This window comes from Paenibacillus sp. NPDC101420 (assembly GCF_050277435.1).
Classification (GTDB): Bacteria; Bacillota; Bacilli; order Paenibacillales; family Paenibacillaceae; genus Paenibacillus_AQ.
The window spans coordinates 1,710,315-1,727,440 of the sequence record NZ_JBNNSE010000001.1 but is presented as its reverse complement, the minus strand read 5'-3'; the positions used below and the strand labels follow the sequence as shown (position 1 = coordinate 1,727,440).

Annotated in this window: 15 protein-coding genes and 2 pseudogenes; 14 read left to right on the top strand and 3 right to left on the bottom strand. The window is 41.5% G+C overall.

Annotated elements, in window-relative coordinates; all coding sequences use genetic code 11:
* Positions 1-87: 87 nt before the first annotated feature.
* From ACQKMP_RS07485 to ACQKMP_RS07455, 7 genes and pseudogenes are all read left to right on the top strand, one after another.
* Entirely contained in the window at positions 88-1,110 is a 1,023-nt protein-coding gene (locus ACQKMP_RS07485) for a Gfo/Idh/MocA family protein (RefSeq protein ID WP_427469095.1), read from the top strand.
* A 6-nt stretch (positions 1,111-1,116) separates the two neighbouring features.
* A pseudogene (locus ACQKMP_RS07480) lies at positions 1,117-1,426 on the top strand (sugar phosphate isomerase/epimerase); the annotation flags it as partial.
* A 145-nt stretch (positions 1,427-1,571) separates the two neighbouring features.
* Entirely contained in the window at positions 1,572-2,204 is a 633-nt protein-coding gene (locus tag ACQKMP_RS07475) for a carbohydrate-binding family 9-like protein (protein ID WP_042185843.1), read from the top strand.
* A 161-nt stretch (positions 2,205-2,365) separates the two neighbouring features.
* Positions 2,366-2,611 carry a DUF1871 family protein gene (locus ACQKMP_RS07470; RefSeq protein ID WP_042185845.1) on the top strand — a complete coding sequence of 82 codons (246 nt, stop codon included), beginning with the start codon at positions 2,366-2,368 and terminating at the stop codon, positions 2,609-2,611.
* Positions 2,612-4,216: 1,605 nt separating this feature from the next.
* Complete coding sequence (locus ACQKMP_RS07465) at positions 4,217-4,642, top strand: DUF5071 domain-containing protein (RefSeq protein ID WP_427469094.1); 426 nt, start codon at positions 4,217-4,219, stop codon at positions 4,640-4,642.
* A gap of 63 nt (positions 4,643-4,705) precedes the next feature.
* Positions 4,706-5,098, top strand: a complete 393-nt coding sequence (locus ACQKMP_RS07460) for a DUF5071 domain-containing protein (protein WP_427469093.1) — start codon at positions 4,706-4,708, stop codon at positions 5,096-5,098.
* Between the two features lie 989 nt (positions 5,099-6,087).
* Positions 6,088-6,476: pseudogene (locus ACQKMP_RS07455) on the top strand (sigma-70 family RNA polymerase sigma factor); the annotation flags it as partial.
* A 237-nt stretch (positions 6,477-6,713) separates the two neighbouring features.
* Here the strand turns inward: ACQKMP_RS07455 and ACQKMP_RS07450 are convergent.
* A complete protein-coding gene (locus ACQKMP_RS07450; protein WP_427469092.1) occupies positions 6,714-6,929 on the bottom strand; it encodes a hypothetical protein in 216 nt (71 codons plus the stop codon).
* A gap of 118 nt (positions 6,930-7,047) precedes the next feature.
* On the opposite strand from ACQKMP_RS07450, the gene ACQKMP_RS07445 reads away from it, so the two are divergent.
* Positions 7,048-7,686: a YczE/YyaS/YitT family protein gene (locus tag ACQKMP_RS07445; protein ID WP_076284368.1), complete on the top strand. Its 639-nt coding sequence runs from the start codon at positions 7,048-7,050 to the stop codon at positions 7,684-7,686.
* Between the two features lie 72 nt (positions 7,687-7,758).
* Here the strand turns inward: ACQKMP_RS07445 and ACQKMP_RS07440 are convergent, their stop codons facing one another.
* A complete protein-coding gene (locus tag ACQKMP_RS07440) occupies positions 7,759-8,175 on the bottom strand; it encodes a MerR family transcriptional regulator (RefSeq protein WP_042185857.1) in 417 nt (138 codons plus the stop codon).
* 121 nt (positions 8,176-8,296) lie between these two features.
* Here ACQKMP_RS07440 and ACQKMP_RS07435 point away from each other — a divergent pair, with 121 nt between their 5' ends.
* On the top strand, positions 8,297-9,349 hold the full coding sequence (locus ACQKMP_RS07435) for an NAD(P)-dependent alcohol dehydrogenase (protein ID WP_042185859.1): 1,053 nt from the start codon (positions 8,297-8,299) through the stop codon (positions 9,347-9,349).
* Between the two features lie 198 nt (positions 9,350-9,547).
* Here ACQKMP_RS07435 and ACQKMP_RS07430 read toward each other — a convergent pair whose 3' ends face one another.
* On the bottom strand, positions 9,548-10,585 hold the full coding sequence (locus tag ACQKMP_RS07430) for a LacI family DNA-binding transcriptional regulator (RefSeq protein WP_339245967.1): 1,038 nt from the start codon (positions 10,583-10,585) through the stop codon (positions 9,548-9,550).
* A gap of 492 nt (positions 10,586-11,077) precedes the next feature.
* Here ACQKMP_RS07430 and ACQKMP_RS07425 point away from each other — a divergent pair, with 492 nt between their 5' ends.
* From ACQKMP_RS07425 to ACQKMP_RS07405, 5 genes are all read left to right on the top strand, one after another.
* Positions 11,078-11,971: an ABC transporter permease gene (locus tag ACQKMP_RS07425; RefSeq protein ID WP_081951057.1), complete on the top strand. Its 894-nt coding sequence runs from the start codon at positions 11,078-11,080 to the stop codon at positions 11,969-11,971.
* Positions 11,972-11,988: 17 nt separating this feature from the next.
* The gene (locus tag ACQKMP_RS07420) at positions 11,989-12,870 is read left to right on the top strand and encodes a carbohydrate ABC transporter permease (protein WP_042185867.1); all 882 of its coding nucleotides are present in this window, start codon (positions 11,989-11,991) and stop codon (positions 12,868-12,870) included.
* Between the two features lie 61 nt (positions 12,871-12,931).
* A complete protein-coding gene (locus tag ACQKMP_RS07415; RefSeq protein ID WP_042185869.1) occupies positions 12,932-14,542 on the top strand; it encodes an ABC transporter substrate-binding protein in 1,611 nt (536 codons plus the stop codon).
* A gap of 116 nt (positions 14,543-14,658) precedes the next feature.
* Positions 14,659-16,140 carry a glycoside hydrolase family 32 protein gene (locus ACQKMP_RS07410; RefSeq protein WP_339245970.1) on the top strand — a complete coding sequence of 494 codons (1,482 nt, stop codon included), beginning with the start codon at positions 14,659-14,661 and terminating at the stop codon, positions 16,138-16,140.
* 21 nt (positions 16,141-16,161) lie between these two features.
* Positions 16,162-17,055, top strand: coding sequence for an ROK family protein (locus ACQKMP_RS07405; protein ID WP_339245972.1), 894 nt, complete (start codon positions 16,162-16,164; stop codon positions 17,053-17,055).
* Positions 17,056-17,126 lie beyond the last annotated feature (71 nt).

The window sequence follows — 17,126 nt, the reverse complement described above, 5'->3', positions numbered from 1 at the left end:
TGTAGGGAGACTTCGGCTTCTCCCAACATGGAGCTTGGATTAACATAAAATAACCTCCGCGAGTGAGAAGGATAGGATGGATGCATCATGAAAAGGTACGGGGCGGTCGTGATAGGCTGCGGTTATATGGGCTCTCTCCACTTGGACGCGATATCACGACAGGAGCGGGTCCGGTTGATCGGCGTGGTGGATTGGAACCGGGACAGGGCCTCCTTAGTGGCAGACCAATACGGAGCCGAGTGTTGGAGCACGGATTACCGGGCCTTGATCGAGCGTGACGATGTGGATCTGGTTATTATCGCCACGTACCCGTCCTCCCATCTGGAGATCGCAAAAGATTGTCTCGCTGCAGGGAAGCATATCCTATGCGAGAAGCCGATGGCGGGCAATGCACGGGAAACGCAGGAATTCATGAAGCTGGCCCGTGGAGCCAAAACCAAGGTCCTGATCGGTCACATCCTTCGCCATAACACCACGTACCAGGCGGTTATGAAGATGATCCGGGAGGGCGCTATCGGCTTCCCCTTGGTCATCCGGTTATCCCAATTGAAGCCCTCCAAAAACTGGGCTTCCCAATTGTCCCTGCTCCGGGACGTCTCGCCGATCGTGGATTGCGGCGTTCATTATATCGATGTGATGCGTTGGGCTACAGGGGCGGACGTGGTAAGCGTCAACGGGATTGGGCAGCGTCTCTATGAAGAAGTCCCGCCGTACACTTACAATTACGGACTAATGACCCTCCGTCTGTCGGACGGCTCCATCGGCTACTTTGAGACGGGATGGGGCAAGGGGATTCCGACTGATAACCGGAAGGAATTCATCGGACCCGCAGGCCGGATCCGTATCATCTACAAGAACGATCGACCGCGAGAGGATCAGCATTTGGGAAATCTGGTCGAGGTCGAAGACCACCGGAAAGGAACGTTCCGGCAGATCAATATGGACTTCTCCGTGAAGCCTACGGGTGCCCAACTGGACTATTTCCTGTCCATGCTGGAGAACAACTTGCCCGCTATACCGGCAATGGAGGATGCTTGCCGGGCGATGGAGATCGCTCTCCTGGCCGACCGGGCGATTCATGAAGGAATTACGTTACCTTGCGCGAAATAATGGTGGGCCAACATGGTGATGGTAACAGGGGATGGTCCGGTGCATGGTGTACACCTGCTGAAGGACTATATCGTCCACACCCATGTGAAGGACGGCATCCGACATCAGCTGCTCGAACCGAGGGATGTATACGGTGCCGTCGGGTACCAGCCGCTGGATCATCAACGGATTGCAGAGCTTGTAAGCTCCGGAGCCATATTCCAGGAGGTTCCGTTGGGCGAGAGGAAGGGCCGCCTTGCAGGAGAGCGGATACGGGGAGGATGCGCCCGAGAGGGATATAGAGCGGGCGGTCTCCTTCATCCTCCAATACAGGTAACGGCAGACGGCCGTGCGAAATCTCGGGGATCGAAACTGCGTATTGGAAACCGGGGAATCGCGGCGGATCTAAATAATCAAGTTAATTAATGGGGTTGTTTTGCTGTGTTAGCCCCAGTGGGATTCCGAACAGAAGGGAATGAACCATGGAAAGAAAATTAGAAACCTTAGTAATTTCCCGCCTGGCAAATCAGACGGATGGTTCAGATACAGAAGAAGTCCAGATCATCAAGCAGTATCAATGGCTTAAAGGGTATAACCCGGTCGTTACAGCAAGATTAAATTACAGTCAGGAGGATCTGAAGCTTCAGTTTAAGGTTTACGAAAAGAATCCAATACGAACATATAGAAACATGAATGATCCCGTGTATAAGGATAGCTGCATCGAGTTCTTTTTTCAGCCTACTCCTGATTCGGACCAGCGCTATATGAATTTCGAATTTAATGCGAATGGCGCAATTCTCTTGCAGATAGGAGCGGATCGGTATGATCGCTTCCCAATCACTATCAATCCGGCACTTTTCCACGTCCTATGCACCACGGATCAAATCAATGTTAAAGGAGAAGTCTATTGGGAATTAAGCTTTTCGATCTCATGGGCTTGGGTACAATCTTATTTTTCGGATTTTCGGGTAGTACCGGGAAAAAGGATAAGAGGTAACTTTTACAAGTGCGGCGACGATACGACCTATCCGCATTTTGGAACATGGAGCAAAGTTCATTCGAACAAACCAGATTTTCATAGAAGCTGTGATTTTGGGATTCTGTACTTAGAGTAACTGCGAAATGCAGCGTCAATGAATAACTTCCGAAGCCGCATATACGGGGTTGGAGGTTTTTTATATTTTTTAGGGAAATTAGTCAAATAGAAACAAGATTGATATCATTTCAAATTAAATATAGGTTTATATCTCTATTTGGTAAATAAGTGAGGGAATATATGGAAAAAGTTATGGATATAATCAACAAATGGAACCCAATCGAAATATACCCATTATTGGAGGACGAATATCAATCTGAATCAAAACAGATTATGATAGCGGATATAAATTCTGAATCAGCAGAAACATTGGCTAAAGAGATTTTTAATGTATTTAACGAAAGTTTTGGAAAAAAGTTCAAGAAATCTCTCAAAGAATGTGAGGTAATCGCTGAAGAAATACTAAGATGCAAGCTTGAAAGCTAACAGGTTATCAAATTTGATAGTGCATCATACCTTTCAACAGTTCTTTTTTTGTGGGGCTACCAGTGCCGAATGAAACCTTCATTTAACCAATAACACACTTAACCCATTTAATGCCGTTGTAATAATTATTGAGTTCTTTTATACGCACGATGGTTACTATTGAGTTTACTCTAAGGGAAAAGAGAAGTCCTTTATGGCTTTATTAACTATAATGGAAGAAGCATAAATAAGCCTCATTGAATAACTTTACGTGGAGAAGTGGGTACAATAGGCTGTTATGCCAGGCGAATCACTTGCGGTTTGCTGCTATTCGCAAGTAATCGTGCCCATAGAGGCTCCGCGTCAAGGGGACATACTAAAGATGGTTTATCTTCTAGATACATTAGAAACTTCTCGTCCCAAAAAGAGGAATTTTATATAAATAGTAAAATTGTATAAAGTATAATAACAAATATGAGTTGCTTCAATGCCACCTTATTTTTCAGTACATTATTCTTTTCCGTGCTCAACGTACAATGAAAGTTTTGTTAGTGAGATTTACAACATAATATTTAGCCGATTTCCATTTAAGTCGGGTTATTGGATGTCAGAGAAAAACACGCTAGAAGAGATAAATAAAATGGAATATATTTAAACTTGCTAAGAAATTTAGGGGCTCCGACAAGTTATAAGGAAGTCCTAGACGGTGAGCAACCATCGTCAGAACCATTCAGCATTGTTTCAACTGAGGCGTTAAGTCGAATCAAGAATGTGCTGAATGACAAATTCAGTTAAGGAATTGAATCGTGGTTTTCTAATAATTCAGAAGGAAATAGGCGTTCAATTTTAATTGAGATGGTTTAGAATGAACAACGAGGAAAGGCTAGTTGCTGAAGAGACACTCCACCACTTATTTGTGGGCTCGAGTGTTGATGGGATACAATTTGGATTATCTCCCGCGACAACAAAAATTTACTTTAATCATCATGACAAGAATAGCGATGAAGATTTTGTTTATTTGAATATTTAATCTAAATGGTTAATTTACCCAAGCATTACGGGTTCGACTCAATTCTTACGGTTTTGCTAAGGGAATTGATTTAATTGATAAAACAGTTACCGATAATATGACCCTTCTGGCCCTAATCAAATCTTCATAGGAGATTTGAAAAGTCGGAAAAATTAAATTATTGAAAGTTAGAGAACTGGTACTTCTATTCGTCCACTGGTATAACCATGAACATTGTGACATTACCCCTTGTTACTCTAATTCAGCGGCAGAAAGGTCAGGCAAAGTAAGTATTTGAATTGAGAAAGCAAGTCTATGAAACAACAAAAGCCATGTTGGTGGTCTCGAATTGTATGTGGCTGGAGCAGTCATATTAAGAAATGAAGTTGCTCTACCTTTTCCAGGAAGTTCTTCTAGTTCGATAATTAAGGGGTTAACCCAAATAGCGTGGACCATTGTGGCGACAAGTTTAGTGGTTGACGCAGCCCATAAAAATCGAGTTAAAGAAGGAGTAATTATTTACAGATCTTCTGTATCAGTTAACTCCAAGGCCAGTAACTGATAAAAACGGGGTCTCCTTTTTTACTTATATTATGGCCAACAATAATAAAGCGGTTATGACAACGGTAGAGGCAGTGAAGAAAGAGGGAGTATTATCAATTATGGGAAATTTACCTCTAAGTAAAATGGATTATGAGAGTATTAAAAAATTAAAGCAATTAAATAAAAATGATCTTTTAGATCTGATTGAAGGGTTATCGATATATTTAAAGGATAGGAATTTTCCTATATTTGAAGATGTTGTGGAGTTATTACTTAATTTTGATAAGGAACTTATTCCTTTCATCAATAGGATATTCGAAGGGGAGGAAAGTGATTGGAAATTAAATGTTTTAGAATATTTATTGCCTCAGTTTCCTATTGGAGTTCTTATTGAACTAGAAGTCAGTTTAATCAAGCTTGTTGAAACGCCAACTACATTAGATAGGGAATTAGAAGTTGAGATGGCTGCTAAGGAAGTGTTGAAAAAAATTCAGGCTTAAGGATGGAGCCGCGGCTAGTTATTTCAATAGACTTTTCTTCATATTCTCGGTAGGAGGATAAAGATGGATATCAAAAGATTAATCCCGAAAGATAAAATGGATATCGAGTCAGTAAATAAATTAAAAGCATTGGATACAAATTTAATTAAACCGATTATTCCTGATTTATTAGAGTGGACTGCAGATGCAAATTGGCCTACTACAAAAGAAATTGGGAAGTTGCTGCTTCCGTTAGGCAGTGAATTAATTCCTCATCTCAGGAAAATTTTCGCTTCTGATGATGACTGTTGGAAATATTCAATACTTGTAAAGTTGGTTATAAATCTACCGAAATCTGTATTATCGGAGATGGAAGCTGATCTTAAAAGATTAGCCTTTAACCCAACTGAACGTGAAAAACAAGAATTAGTCAACGAAGAGGCAGCCGATATTTTGTCACTTCTATATCAAACATGAAATATACTGAGGAGTGATTTCCTATATTGTAAAATGTAAGGCATGTTTATTGTTTTATCAATAGATGATACTCTTGCATTTTGAAAATATTCTAGATAATATGCAAGCTAGAAAACAGCTAAGAAATTAGTTTCACCTATAGGTTATTAGAACATAAGGAATTAAGTCATGGCTATGTTGTTCAAGCCTTAGATTCATAAAAAAACATAATAAAAGGAAAAGGCGGTACTGTTGAACTCGCTTTTTGTAGAGTCATAGAACAAATTGAAGAAAAAATTGAAATATACTTGCAGCCACCCTGTGACTAATAATCATAGGGTGTTTTTTTAGATCATTTCTTGCATATAACCTCTTCTCACCCAATCATAATTAAGTATTTGATTATCTGATTTGAGGATTAATAGTCCACAGACAAATTAAAAAGTGGAAACTTTTTAGTTTATGTCATACGATATTAAGAATTTTTTTAATTGTTTCTTTTTGTTTAGGATATATACAGACGTATTATTAATTAATGAATCTCCACAGGAAAGACAAAGAGAAGATAAAATCTATTTTTCAACACGTGTAGAAGAAACAGAGCAATATATTTATAAGAACATGAAAATGGAGCTACCAGAGGTTTATCCTGAGCTTAGTAACTAGAAATCCTTCCGGTATATACTGTGGATGTAGTGAACAATATACTATTGGGGGAAACATGAGATTTATGATCTAACGACCTTTCAGAAGGTCCAAGCCGGACAAATACCTCCGCTACTGCTGCCAAAAACCAAACTAGCCTGATGCGAAACCGCATTAGGCTAGTTCCTATCTAAGATATATCTCGTTATCTGGAGATTCACTCCATGGTGCACAATATCTAGGTTGAAGTAGAGTGCTAGGCAGTCTCACGGGAACATATCCGCTTTTCCCCGAATGGCGGAAATGTGTTTGTATTAAATCACCATATAGGTACTCTGTTAATGACATAGTATCGTGTTCGTGTCCACAACCTCAAAAAATTCGATAACACCGGAGAAGATATGGAGGAGCTGATTTCCATCGGAACTATTGGACTGATCAAAGCCATTGAGAGCTATCGCCCGAACAAAGGGACAAAGCTGGCCACATTTGCGGCTCGTTGTATTGAAAATGAAATCCTAATGCACCTTAGATCTTTGAAGAAAACACGGAAAGGCGTATCTCTGACGATCCAATTGGGACGAACAAGGAAGGGAATGAAATTACACTCATCGATATCCTCGGATCCGAAGCTGATGATGCCATTAAAGAAGTAGATCTTAAGATCGAGAAGAGTAAGATTTATCGCAATCTCGATATTTTGGATGACCGGGAGAAGGAAGTCGTTGTGGGACGTTTTGGAATTGATACAGGTGTTGACATTAAAGTATTAAAAGGCGACTTGTCTGCGGATAAGTTGCTTTTTTAGGAAAGTTGATTAGACAACAAAGAATCCCGAATCCTACAACTATAAAAAACGGGATACCTCATTATCTGTAATCTCATTATCTGTAACCTCATTATCTGTAATCTCATTATCTGTAACCTCATTAGCTGTAATATTATCGGACAGGCTCTTTCCTGGAATAAGCAATAATAAGCTGTGTTCCCTTCAAACAATGTTCAGTCCGTTGTTTCTGTATTTTTTTTGTTTATCAGGAGAAATGCCGGGAGCTGTGATCTCTGGTTCGTCGCCCTGCAAAGCACCCACGATTTCTTCCAGCTTACCTGTTGCTCCCATATCGCCAGCCAGGCTTGAATCGGGTTCGGTTATAGGATCAACACCCGGGCCGCGTCCATCAAGCGGAGCTTTCTTGTCGTCCTTCATTTAATCGTCTCCTTTCTGTGTAGTCTTTGTATTTCTTTCCAATCCCAATCAAGAAAATATGATATAATGACGTCGTTATTGTAAGTTGCATTTTTAATATGAAAATAGGATGGACAATATGAGGGGATATATTCATAACGTCGATAAAAAACGATTGCTTATTATGATTATCGGCAATGTATTTCTGGGCATGGGAATTAGTATTTTCAAGCTGTCCGGCATGGGGAATGATCCCTTCAGCGGTATGGCAATGGCACTTGCAGAGAGCGTCGGTATAACATATGCGAATTTTTTGATCTTATTGAACCTGCTATTGTTTGTAATCGAATTCATAACAGGACGAAAGTTTATTGGAGTCGGGACTTTCGTAAACGCAATTCTTTTAGGATATATTGCTACTTTCTTTCATAATAATTGGCTATCTCTGTTCGGCGAACCTCATTTGTTATGGCAGCGAGTGGTTATCGTAGCAATTGGCGTGGTGGTATGCAGTTTTGGGGTATCCCTGTATCAGACATCGAAGGTGGGAGTAGCTCCCTACGACAGCTTGTCCCTGATTATGAGAGAGAATTTCCCTAAAATATCTTATTTTTGGCACCGGATGTTTACGGATGCGCTTTGTGCTCTGATTTGTTTCCTGGCAGGAGGCATTGTGGGCTTAGGAACTTTGGTGTCAGCACTTGGTCTGGGACCCATCATTCATTTTTTTGATGTGAATTTTACGGAGAAGCTCCTGGCAAAAAGGCGTACCAATTAAAAAAAATATGAATTGAAGAAAGGCGGGGCAGATCAATCTGCCCCGCCTTTACTGTAATTTGAAGGTCCATTCCTAATGAGCGGATGAACTTTTTATTTTATTATTTTTATGGATATCTTCCGTACCACTATCCAAGGCAGTCTTGTAGTAGAAGCATTTGTGTTCTATGACTTCCATCGTTTTTTTCAATTCTTCCATCTGCGCTTCTACGGAAGCTTTCCGCTCCAGAAACATGTCATATCTTTGCTGTAAGGTGGAATCCCCCTCAGAGCACCACTCAATGAAATGTTTTATTTCTTTAATTGGCATCCCGGATGACTTCAGGCATTCAATTACCTTTAAAGCGTCCATATCGGATTGTTTGAATATACGTTTACCGCCGGAGGTTCTTTCTATAGAAGGGAAAAGACCTTCCTTGTCATAGTAACGCAGGGTATGTGGTGTCATGTTAAAGGACTCTGCAACTTCACTTATGGAGTATGTCTTCATCATCTATCTCCAATCTCAAATATATTTTGTGCTTGACTTAGAGTTAACTTTAAGTAATAACATATGTTTTGTAAAGCTGACGTTTTAGATTTTATTATTTAACCAGAAGAGAGGTTTCACTATGATAAAAGTTAATGCACGCGCTACATTCAGTCAGGAAGGTCCATTTAAGCTAACCACAATCGAACGCCGAGAACTGCAGCCGCACGATGTTCTTATTGAGATTAAATACGCTGGTATTTGCCACTCGGACATTCATACTGCCCGCGGGGAGTGGGGACCCGTCAACTATCCACTCGTTCCGGGACATGAGATCGCCGGAATTGTCAGCCAGATTGGTTCTGAAGTCACAAAGTACTCAGTGGGCGACCGGGTAGGGGTAGGTTGTATGGTTGACTCCTGTGGAGAGTGCAGTAATTGCCATAAAGGTGAGGAGCAGTATTGCCTGAGTGGAAATACGGGCACCTATGGAGCTATCGACCGGTACGGGCAGTATACGCAAGGCGGCTACTCCACTCATATCGTCGTAACCGAGGATTTTGTGGTTCGGATCCCTGACAGTATTCCGCTTGATGCTGCTGCACCGCTTCTGTGTGCAGGAATCACCACCTATTCACCTCTGCGTCATTGGGGAGCAGCTCCCGGTAAAAAAGTAGCTGTAGTGGGTCTTGGTGGGCTTGGACATATGGCTGTGAAGATCGCTCATGCCATGGGGGCTGAGGTTACTGTTTTATCACAGTCCCTGAAGAAGAAGGAAGACGGATTGCAATTAGGGGCGGATCATTATTATGCCACTAGCGATCCGGAGACATTTAAACAGCTTGCCGGTTCGTTCGATCTAATCGTAAATACTGTAAGCGCGCAGATTAATATCGATGCCTATCTTTCGCTCCTGGCGCTGGATGGTACATTAGTCAATGTCGGTGCGCCTGCTGATCCTTTGGCAGTAAACGTATTCTCGCTGATCGGCCACCGCCGCTCGTTTGCCGGATCGATGATTGGTGGAATTCGTGAAACGCAGGAAATGCTTGATTTCTGCGCTGAACATAATATTGCATCTGAAATCGAGGTCATTTCTGCTGACCGGATTGATGAAGCCTGGGAGCGTGTGCTTGCTTCAGATGTCCGTTACCGGTTCGTCATCGACATCAGCACGATGGGGAACAACGAATAAGAGACGCCCTCTTTGTTGACATCACATCGTGCATCGGCTTGATTAATGCCATTAAGAGCTATCGTCCCAATAAAGGGAGTAGACGGTCATTCTTGTAGTCTAACAAACATAAAGAACCCAAGCGATTGAATTTTAAATCGCTTGGGTTCTTTGCTTCATTTTCATAGGTTATTTTTTTATCTCAAAATTATGAATTCATCAACTGATATTAGGTGTAGAGTCTCTTATGATGAGTTTGGTATAAATATGAGAAACCTGATAGGGTTGCTTCGGATCATTAATTCGGGAAAGTAGCATTTCGGCTGCTTTGACACCCATCTCATTACTATAAATATGAACCGTAGTAAGATGGGGTTCTACAATGCTTGATTCAGGACCGTTATCAAAACCACAAATGACGATGTCGTTAGGAATGGAAAGCACATTTTTGAGTGACTTCATAAAGGTAACCGCAATATAATCGTTAGCACACACGAAAGCAGAAGGGAGCTCATTTATTTGACTTAGTCTAGTATCTGCCCACTCTGGACTTGAGAAAAATAGTTGATCGTCATCGAGAATGCATTGTGTGAGATCAAGCTGAATCCCGGATTCTATTAGTGCGCGATTAAAGCCCACCCATCTTTCATTAAAACTCCTACAGTGATTATAGTCCCCGATGAACCCCAGTGATTTGTAACCGCCCTCAATTAACTTTTTGGTAAGTTGGTATGTGCTGTGTTCGTTCTCCATGAGAAGTACATCTGCTTGGAATTCAGGGTAACAGACATCTGCAGAGCAGTCGATGAAAATAGTTGGAATACCTAGATTTGTAATCAACTTACTATATTCCGAATTGAACAACTCAATACAAATAATTCCGTCTACATTGGAGACATCAAAATTATTTGGAAGAGACAGGGACTCTTGATCAATGTCTCTAATAATGTGCATGGATAAATTATATCCCTCTGCACTGATTCTTTTTTCCATGCCACTGATCAGTTTCGACCCAAAATGGGAAGTGTTAGGTAAATTTTCTGTTAATAAAGCGATGTTTCCAGAGTTTCTGGATTGAACACTCTCGGTGTCCATAAAAGCAAATTGCTTATATTTTAACTCTATTGCTTTCTTAATTACTTTGTTTCTGGTTTCATCAGGTATACCGTTCGTTCCATTTAGGGCTTTAGAAGCTGTATTTCTGGAGATTCCTAAAGCATCCGCGATATCTTGTATGGTTACTTTTTCTCTGGCCATCTATGTAATTCACCTCTATATTCTTGTTCTTAATATTCGCCACAAATAGTGTACTATTTGCCATTATTCCAACTCTCTTAAATGTATATTAGTTTGCTGAAAATAGCAACATGATATTTACAAATGCACAATTTAGTTTACATTTTATTGTGATGTTGATGTGCAAAAAAATAGCTTTGTTTTCATATTATTGAGAAAATGATGAGATTGAAGTATATATTCTTATTTAAATTGGCTGTATTTGTAATTATGTAAAATTGTATACGCCATTTATGAACATAATAATTTGTCATATGCACATAGATATTTTTACAAAATGTATTGACGAACGATTAAGTGTTTGGTAAATTGTAAAAGCAGCAGGACATTAGTGAGATTGAAAGCCCTTACTGCATCAAGATGTAAACATTGATAAGAACGGAGGTAAAGGCATTGCATAACCCAATAGAAGCCGAACACGGAATAACGGTGACGCGACATAAGAGTTCCTTAATGGATTATTTAAAGAAGCACTACTTTCTTTATATTTTGCTCGCACCAGCTGTGATTCTGACCCTTATTTTTAAATACGGTCCTATGTATGGTGCGATTATCGCCTTTAAAGATTTCAGCCCAATCAAAGGAATTATGGGGAGTGAATGGGTAGGCTTGTACAACTTCGAGAAATTCCTTTCTTCTCCCAATTTCGAAGTAATCTTTTTGAATACGCTTAAATTAAGTTTCTTCGGATTAATTCTGAGTTTTCCAATTCCGATCCTGCTTGCCTTGATGTTGAATCAAATTCGCCGTGCAGGCGTCAAAAAGAACATTCAATTGTTCTTGTATGCACCTAACTTTATTTCTGTTGTCGTTGTGGTCGGGATGTTGTTTATCTTCTTGTCCCCAACGGGACCGATTAACCAGTTTTTCACCTGGCTTACAGGTGAACCAATTATGTTCATGTCTCGTCCCGAGTACTTCCGTTCGATCTACATTTTATCCGATATTTGGACCGGAGCTGGTTGGGCATCCATTATTTATGTAGCAGCGCTTGCTAATGTCGATCCTGAGTTACATAATGCAGCCAATCTTGACGGCGCTAATCTTCTACAAAGAATACGCCATATCGATCTGCCAACCATTCGTCCAATTATGGCTATTGTATTTATCCTTGCAGCTGGTGGGATTATGTCCATTGGCTTCGAAAAAGCCTATCTCATGCAAACGGCGATGAACTTGCCAACCTCAGAAATCATTCCGACTTACGTTTATAAAATTGGTTTGCAGTCGGGCGATTATGCTTATTCAGCCGCAGTAGGATTGTTTAACTCTATCATCAACATCGTCTTGCTCGTCACCGTTAACTTCACCGTGAAGAAACTGAATGAGGGTGAAGGTCTTTACTAAGAAAGGAGCAACAAGCTATGCCCATTAAACATTCCGGATTAGATCGTTTTATCATCGTGTTGAATGCGATCTTCCTGACGCTGGCCGTACTTATCATCGTACTTCCCTTGATTTATGTAGTGATTGCCTCTTTTATGGATCCATCTGTCCTGCTCAGTAAAGGATTATCATTCAACCTATCGGACTGGTCATTAGAAGGGTATAAAAAAATTCTTTCTAATCCTGCCATGATCCGAGGTTTTGGAAACTCTGTTTTATACTCTGTTTCATTTGCTATGATTACCGTTCTCGTCTCAATCTGTGCCGGTTACGCACTGTCCGATGACAGGCTCAAAGGAAAAGGGTTCTTCATGACATTGTTTATTATCACCATGTTCTTTGGGGGTGGACTCATACCTACATATCTGCTCGTTAAGAACCTTGGTCTGCTTGATACAGTATGGGCGGTGATCATTCCAGGGGCGGTCAATGTTTGGAACATCATTCTCTCTAGAACTTTCTTCAAAGGAGTTCCGAATGAAATGAAGGAAGCCGCTAATGTAGACGGAGCTTCCGAGATGCGGATTTTCTTCAGTGTCGTATTACCGCTCTCCAAACCGATTGTTTTTGTGCTCGCTCTTTATGCCTTTGTTGGCCAGTGGAATTCCTACTTTGACGCTATGATCTATTTAGATAATCCTAATCTTCATCCACTGCAGCTCGTGTTGCGTTCCATCTTGATCCAGAATCAGGTAGATCCGGGCATGATCAGCGATCAACTTGCCATGGCGGAAATGAAGCGATTGTCTGAAATCATCAAGTATGCTGCCATCGTTGTTTCTAGTTTGCCACTCATTGTTATGTATCCATTCTTCCAGAAGTACTTTGAAAAAGGTGTTATGGTCGGTTCCCTTAAGTAGGAAACAGGCTGCACATAGATAAAGATTAATTCATTCATATCTAATTTGGAGGTCATACCCTATGAAAAGAATTAAGAAATCAAGAGTTTCGACGAAAGCAGCTTCTGTAACTGTACTTGCTTCACTTATGTTCCTTAGTGCATGCGGTGGAGGAGGAGGGGGAAGTGCAGCTAGTAAAGAACAGGACGCCAGCGGTAAAGTAACTTTGAACTTTATTACGCAAAGCTCTCCACTTGCACCAACGGATCCAAATGAAAAACTGATTAATAAACGTCTTGAAGAAAAGACGAATGTTCATATTAATTGGAAGAATTTCACGAAAGACGTATTTGTTGAAAAAAGAAACCTGGCTGTGGCAAGTGGTGATCTTCCTGATGCAATTTTTAATGCGGACTATAGTGACTATGAGCTGCTCAAGCTTGCTAAAGATGGTGCCATCGTCCCGCTGAATGATCTCATCGAGAACAATATGCCAAACTTCAAAAAGGTGCTGGAAGAAGCACCAGAATATAAGAGTATGATTACGGCACCAGATGGCAATATTTATGCCTTTCCATGGATTGAAGAGCTGGGTAGCGGTAAAGAAAGAATCCAGGCGGTAGATAGTATGCCTTGGATCAATGTGGAATGGCTTAAGAAGCTTGGCCTTGATATGCCTAAAACAACAGAAGAATTAAAGGAAGTATTAATTGCATTCAAGACAAAAGATCCAAATGGCAACGGTAAGGCTGACGAAATTCCATTGTCCTTTATTAACAAGCCGGGAGCAGAAGATCTGGCATTCCTATTTGCTTCGTTTGGATTGGGTGAGAACCCTGACCATGCGGTTGTGAGCAATGATGGGAAAGTGATATTTACGGCGGCACAAGAAGACTACAAGGAAGCAGTTTCTTTTATTAACGAGCTGTATAAAGAAGGACTTATTGATATTGAAGCCTACACACAAGACTGGAGTACTTACCTTGCAAAAGGAAAGGATCAGAAATACGGACTTTACTTCTCATGGGATAAGGCCAACATCACCGGAGATAATGACAGCTACGAAGTTATGCCTCCACTTGCTGGACCCGATGGTGAAGTTAACGTAACAAGAACGAACGCGCTTGGTTTGGGAAGAGGTAAGATGGTTGTCACAAGCGCCAATAAGAACTTGGAAACGACAGCGAAATGGGTTGATCAACTCTTCGATCCGATTCAATCTGTACAGAACAACTGGGGGACGTATGGAGATGAGAAACAGCAGAATATTTTCGAATTTGATAAAGAAAAAGGAATGCTGAAACATTTGCCGCTGGAGGGTGCAGCTCCTGTAGAACTACGTGAGAAAACAAGTGTCGGTGGACCCCTAGCTATTCTTGATTCTTATTATGGGAAATACACAACCATGCCGGATGATGCCAAAAGCAGAATGGATATTATCAAGAATATCATGGCGCCAAAGATGAAAGCAGAAAACGTAATGCCGAGTGTATTCCACTCCATTCAAGAGCTTGATCGCCTTACGACAATTGAAACGGATCTTTTTGCCTACGTGCTTAGAATGCGCACAGAATGGTACCAAAACGGTAAAATCGAAGCGCAGTGGGATGAATATCTGAAAGAATTGGATCGTCTGGGCTTGCAAGAATGGCTTGAAATTAAACAAGGCGGATATGATAGAGCAACCCAATAACAAATGATTACTATTGTGGGATGAAGGCCGAGTTCCATGCAGTTACACTGCTATACACGACCTTCATCTATATAAAGAGAGATGATCTTAGAACGGGAGTAAAGGAGAAAACAATAATGTCTACGATTGCGAAACAAAATTACCGAGGTGTGTATCATTTTTCCCCTAAGGAAAAGTGGATGAATGATCCAAACGGAATGGTTTATTTTGAGGGTGAATATCATTTGTTCTTTCAGCACCATCCGGGTGGAATGACCATGGGAGCTATGCACTGGGGCCATGCGGTCAGCAAGGATCTTGTTACATGGGAGGAACTGCCTATCGCTCTCGCTCCAGATGAATTAGGTATGATTTTTTCCGGCAGTGCTGTAGTTGACTGGAATAATACGACTGGATTTTTTGAAGGTAAACCAGGTTTAGTAGCGATTTTTACGCATCATTTGGATATGCCAGAAGGCAAGCCAGCCATTCAGCGTCAAAGCTTGGCCTACAGTAAAGATAACGGAAGAACCTGGACGAAGTATGAAGGAAACCCGGTACTTGAACATGATACATTCATTGATTTCCGTGACCCCAAAGTATTTTGGAATCAAGATACGAATCAATGGGTGATGATTGTAGCTTGTGGTCAAACGGTGTGTTTATATCATTCTCCTGATCTAATTAACTGGACATATGCCAGCGAATTTGGTAACGGAATCGGTTCTCATGACGGGGTATGGGAATGCCCAGACTTGTTCCCACTTGCTATTGATGGCGATCATTCGAACACGAAATGGGTGATGCTTGTGAGCATCGGTGCGGATCCCGCTTTTGTGGAAGGGTCAAGAACTCAGTATTTCACAGGGGATTTTGATGGAGAAGTGTTCACGCCAGATGAAGATTCGATAAAAGTTCGCTGGATTGATTATGGAAGAGATAATTATGCAGGTGTAAGCTGGTCCGATATACCGGCTGAAGATGGAAGACGACTATTTATCGGCTGGATGAGCAACTGGATGTATGCTAACAAGACGCCGGCAGAAGAATTCCGCGGCGCGATGACGATTGCAAGGGAACTTCAACTCGAATCAAGACAAGGGGAGATCTTTCTTGTACAGAAGCCGGTACAAGAGTTGGAATCTGCTCGTGTACAAGTCCTTTCTGTGAAAGAGGCAACGGTGCAAGAAATCAATACTCTTCTTAAGGAGATTCACTTGGAATCTTATGAGATTATAGCTGAGTTTACTCGAGGTAAATCTGTAGGCTTCAAAGTAAGAGTAGGTGCGGATAGTCAAACAATAATCGGTATTAACGGTGAGACAGAGGAGCTTTATGTAGATCGGATGGCTTCAGGTCAGCATGATTTCCACGAACATTTCGTAGGACATCATTCAGCCAAGCTCGAAGCGCTTGATGAGTCAAATGATCTCCGTATTTTTGTGGATCGCTCTTCAGTTGAGGCGTTCAGTAATGGTGGTCAGGCAGTGATTACGGATCTTATATTCCCTGGACTAGAATCTAAAGGTATAGCTGTGTTTGCAGAAAATGAGAATGACTTGCTGATTTCTCTGGATATCTCTGAGCTTACTCCCTCTGCTGAGCAAGACAAGAATTAGTCATCGAGAGGAGTCATGTATATGCGTATAGGAGCGATTGAAGCTGGCGGGACGAAGTTTATATGTGGCATTGGGAATGAAAATGGGGAAATTGAAGATCAGATTAGTTTCCCAACAGAACATCCTGAGGTGACGTTGCCCAAAGTTATTCAATATTTTCAAGGCAAGCAAGTAGAAGCTATCGGAATTGGATCGTTTGGTCCGATTGATATTCACACAGATAGCAGGGCGTATGGTTACGTTACTACAACACCAAAGCCAGGGTGGGGAAATTACGATATGCTGGGCACTTTGAAAAGAAACTTTTCGGTTCCTTTTGGATGGGACACGGATGTCAATGCAGCGGCATTTGGTGAAGCCAAATGGGGCGCTGCTCAAGGGTTATCCAGCTGTTTGTACTATACAGTTGGCACGGGTGTTGGTGTGGGAGTGTATTCAGAAGGTAAACTCATTCATGGTCTTGTACATCCTGAAGGGGGGCATGTTCTTACGAGACGCCATCCTGACGATGTATTCCCAGGGGGATGTCCCTATCATGGGGACTGCCTAGAAGGGATGGCGGCAGGTCCTGCTATTGAAGCAAGGTGGGGGAAGAAGGGCCATGAACTTCCTATGGATCATCTTGCATGGGAAATGGAAGCATTTTATATTGCACAGTCGATTACGGGTGCTATATTGCTTAACTCTCCTCAGAAAATCATTCTGGGTGGTGGTGTTATGCAGCAGTCACAATTGTTTCCACTGATCCGTCAGGCTGTGCTTCAGAACCTGAACGGCTATGTCAGCTCAAGTACTATTTTGGAACACATAGATGAGTATATCGTTCCACCAGGGTTAGGCCAACAGGCGGGATTATGCGGTGCTCTGGCTCTTGGACTCACAGCACTGGAAAGTCAGATTTCTGCTCAATTGTAAAAGAATATATAGAGGAGGTCAGTGCAGTAATGAATTGGCCTCCTTCTTTTTTTTCAATATTAATGATAGAA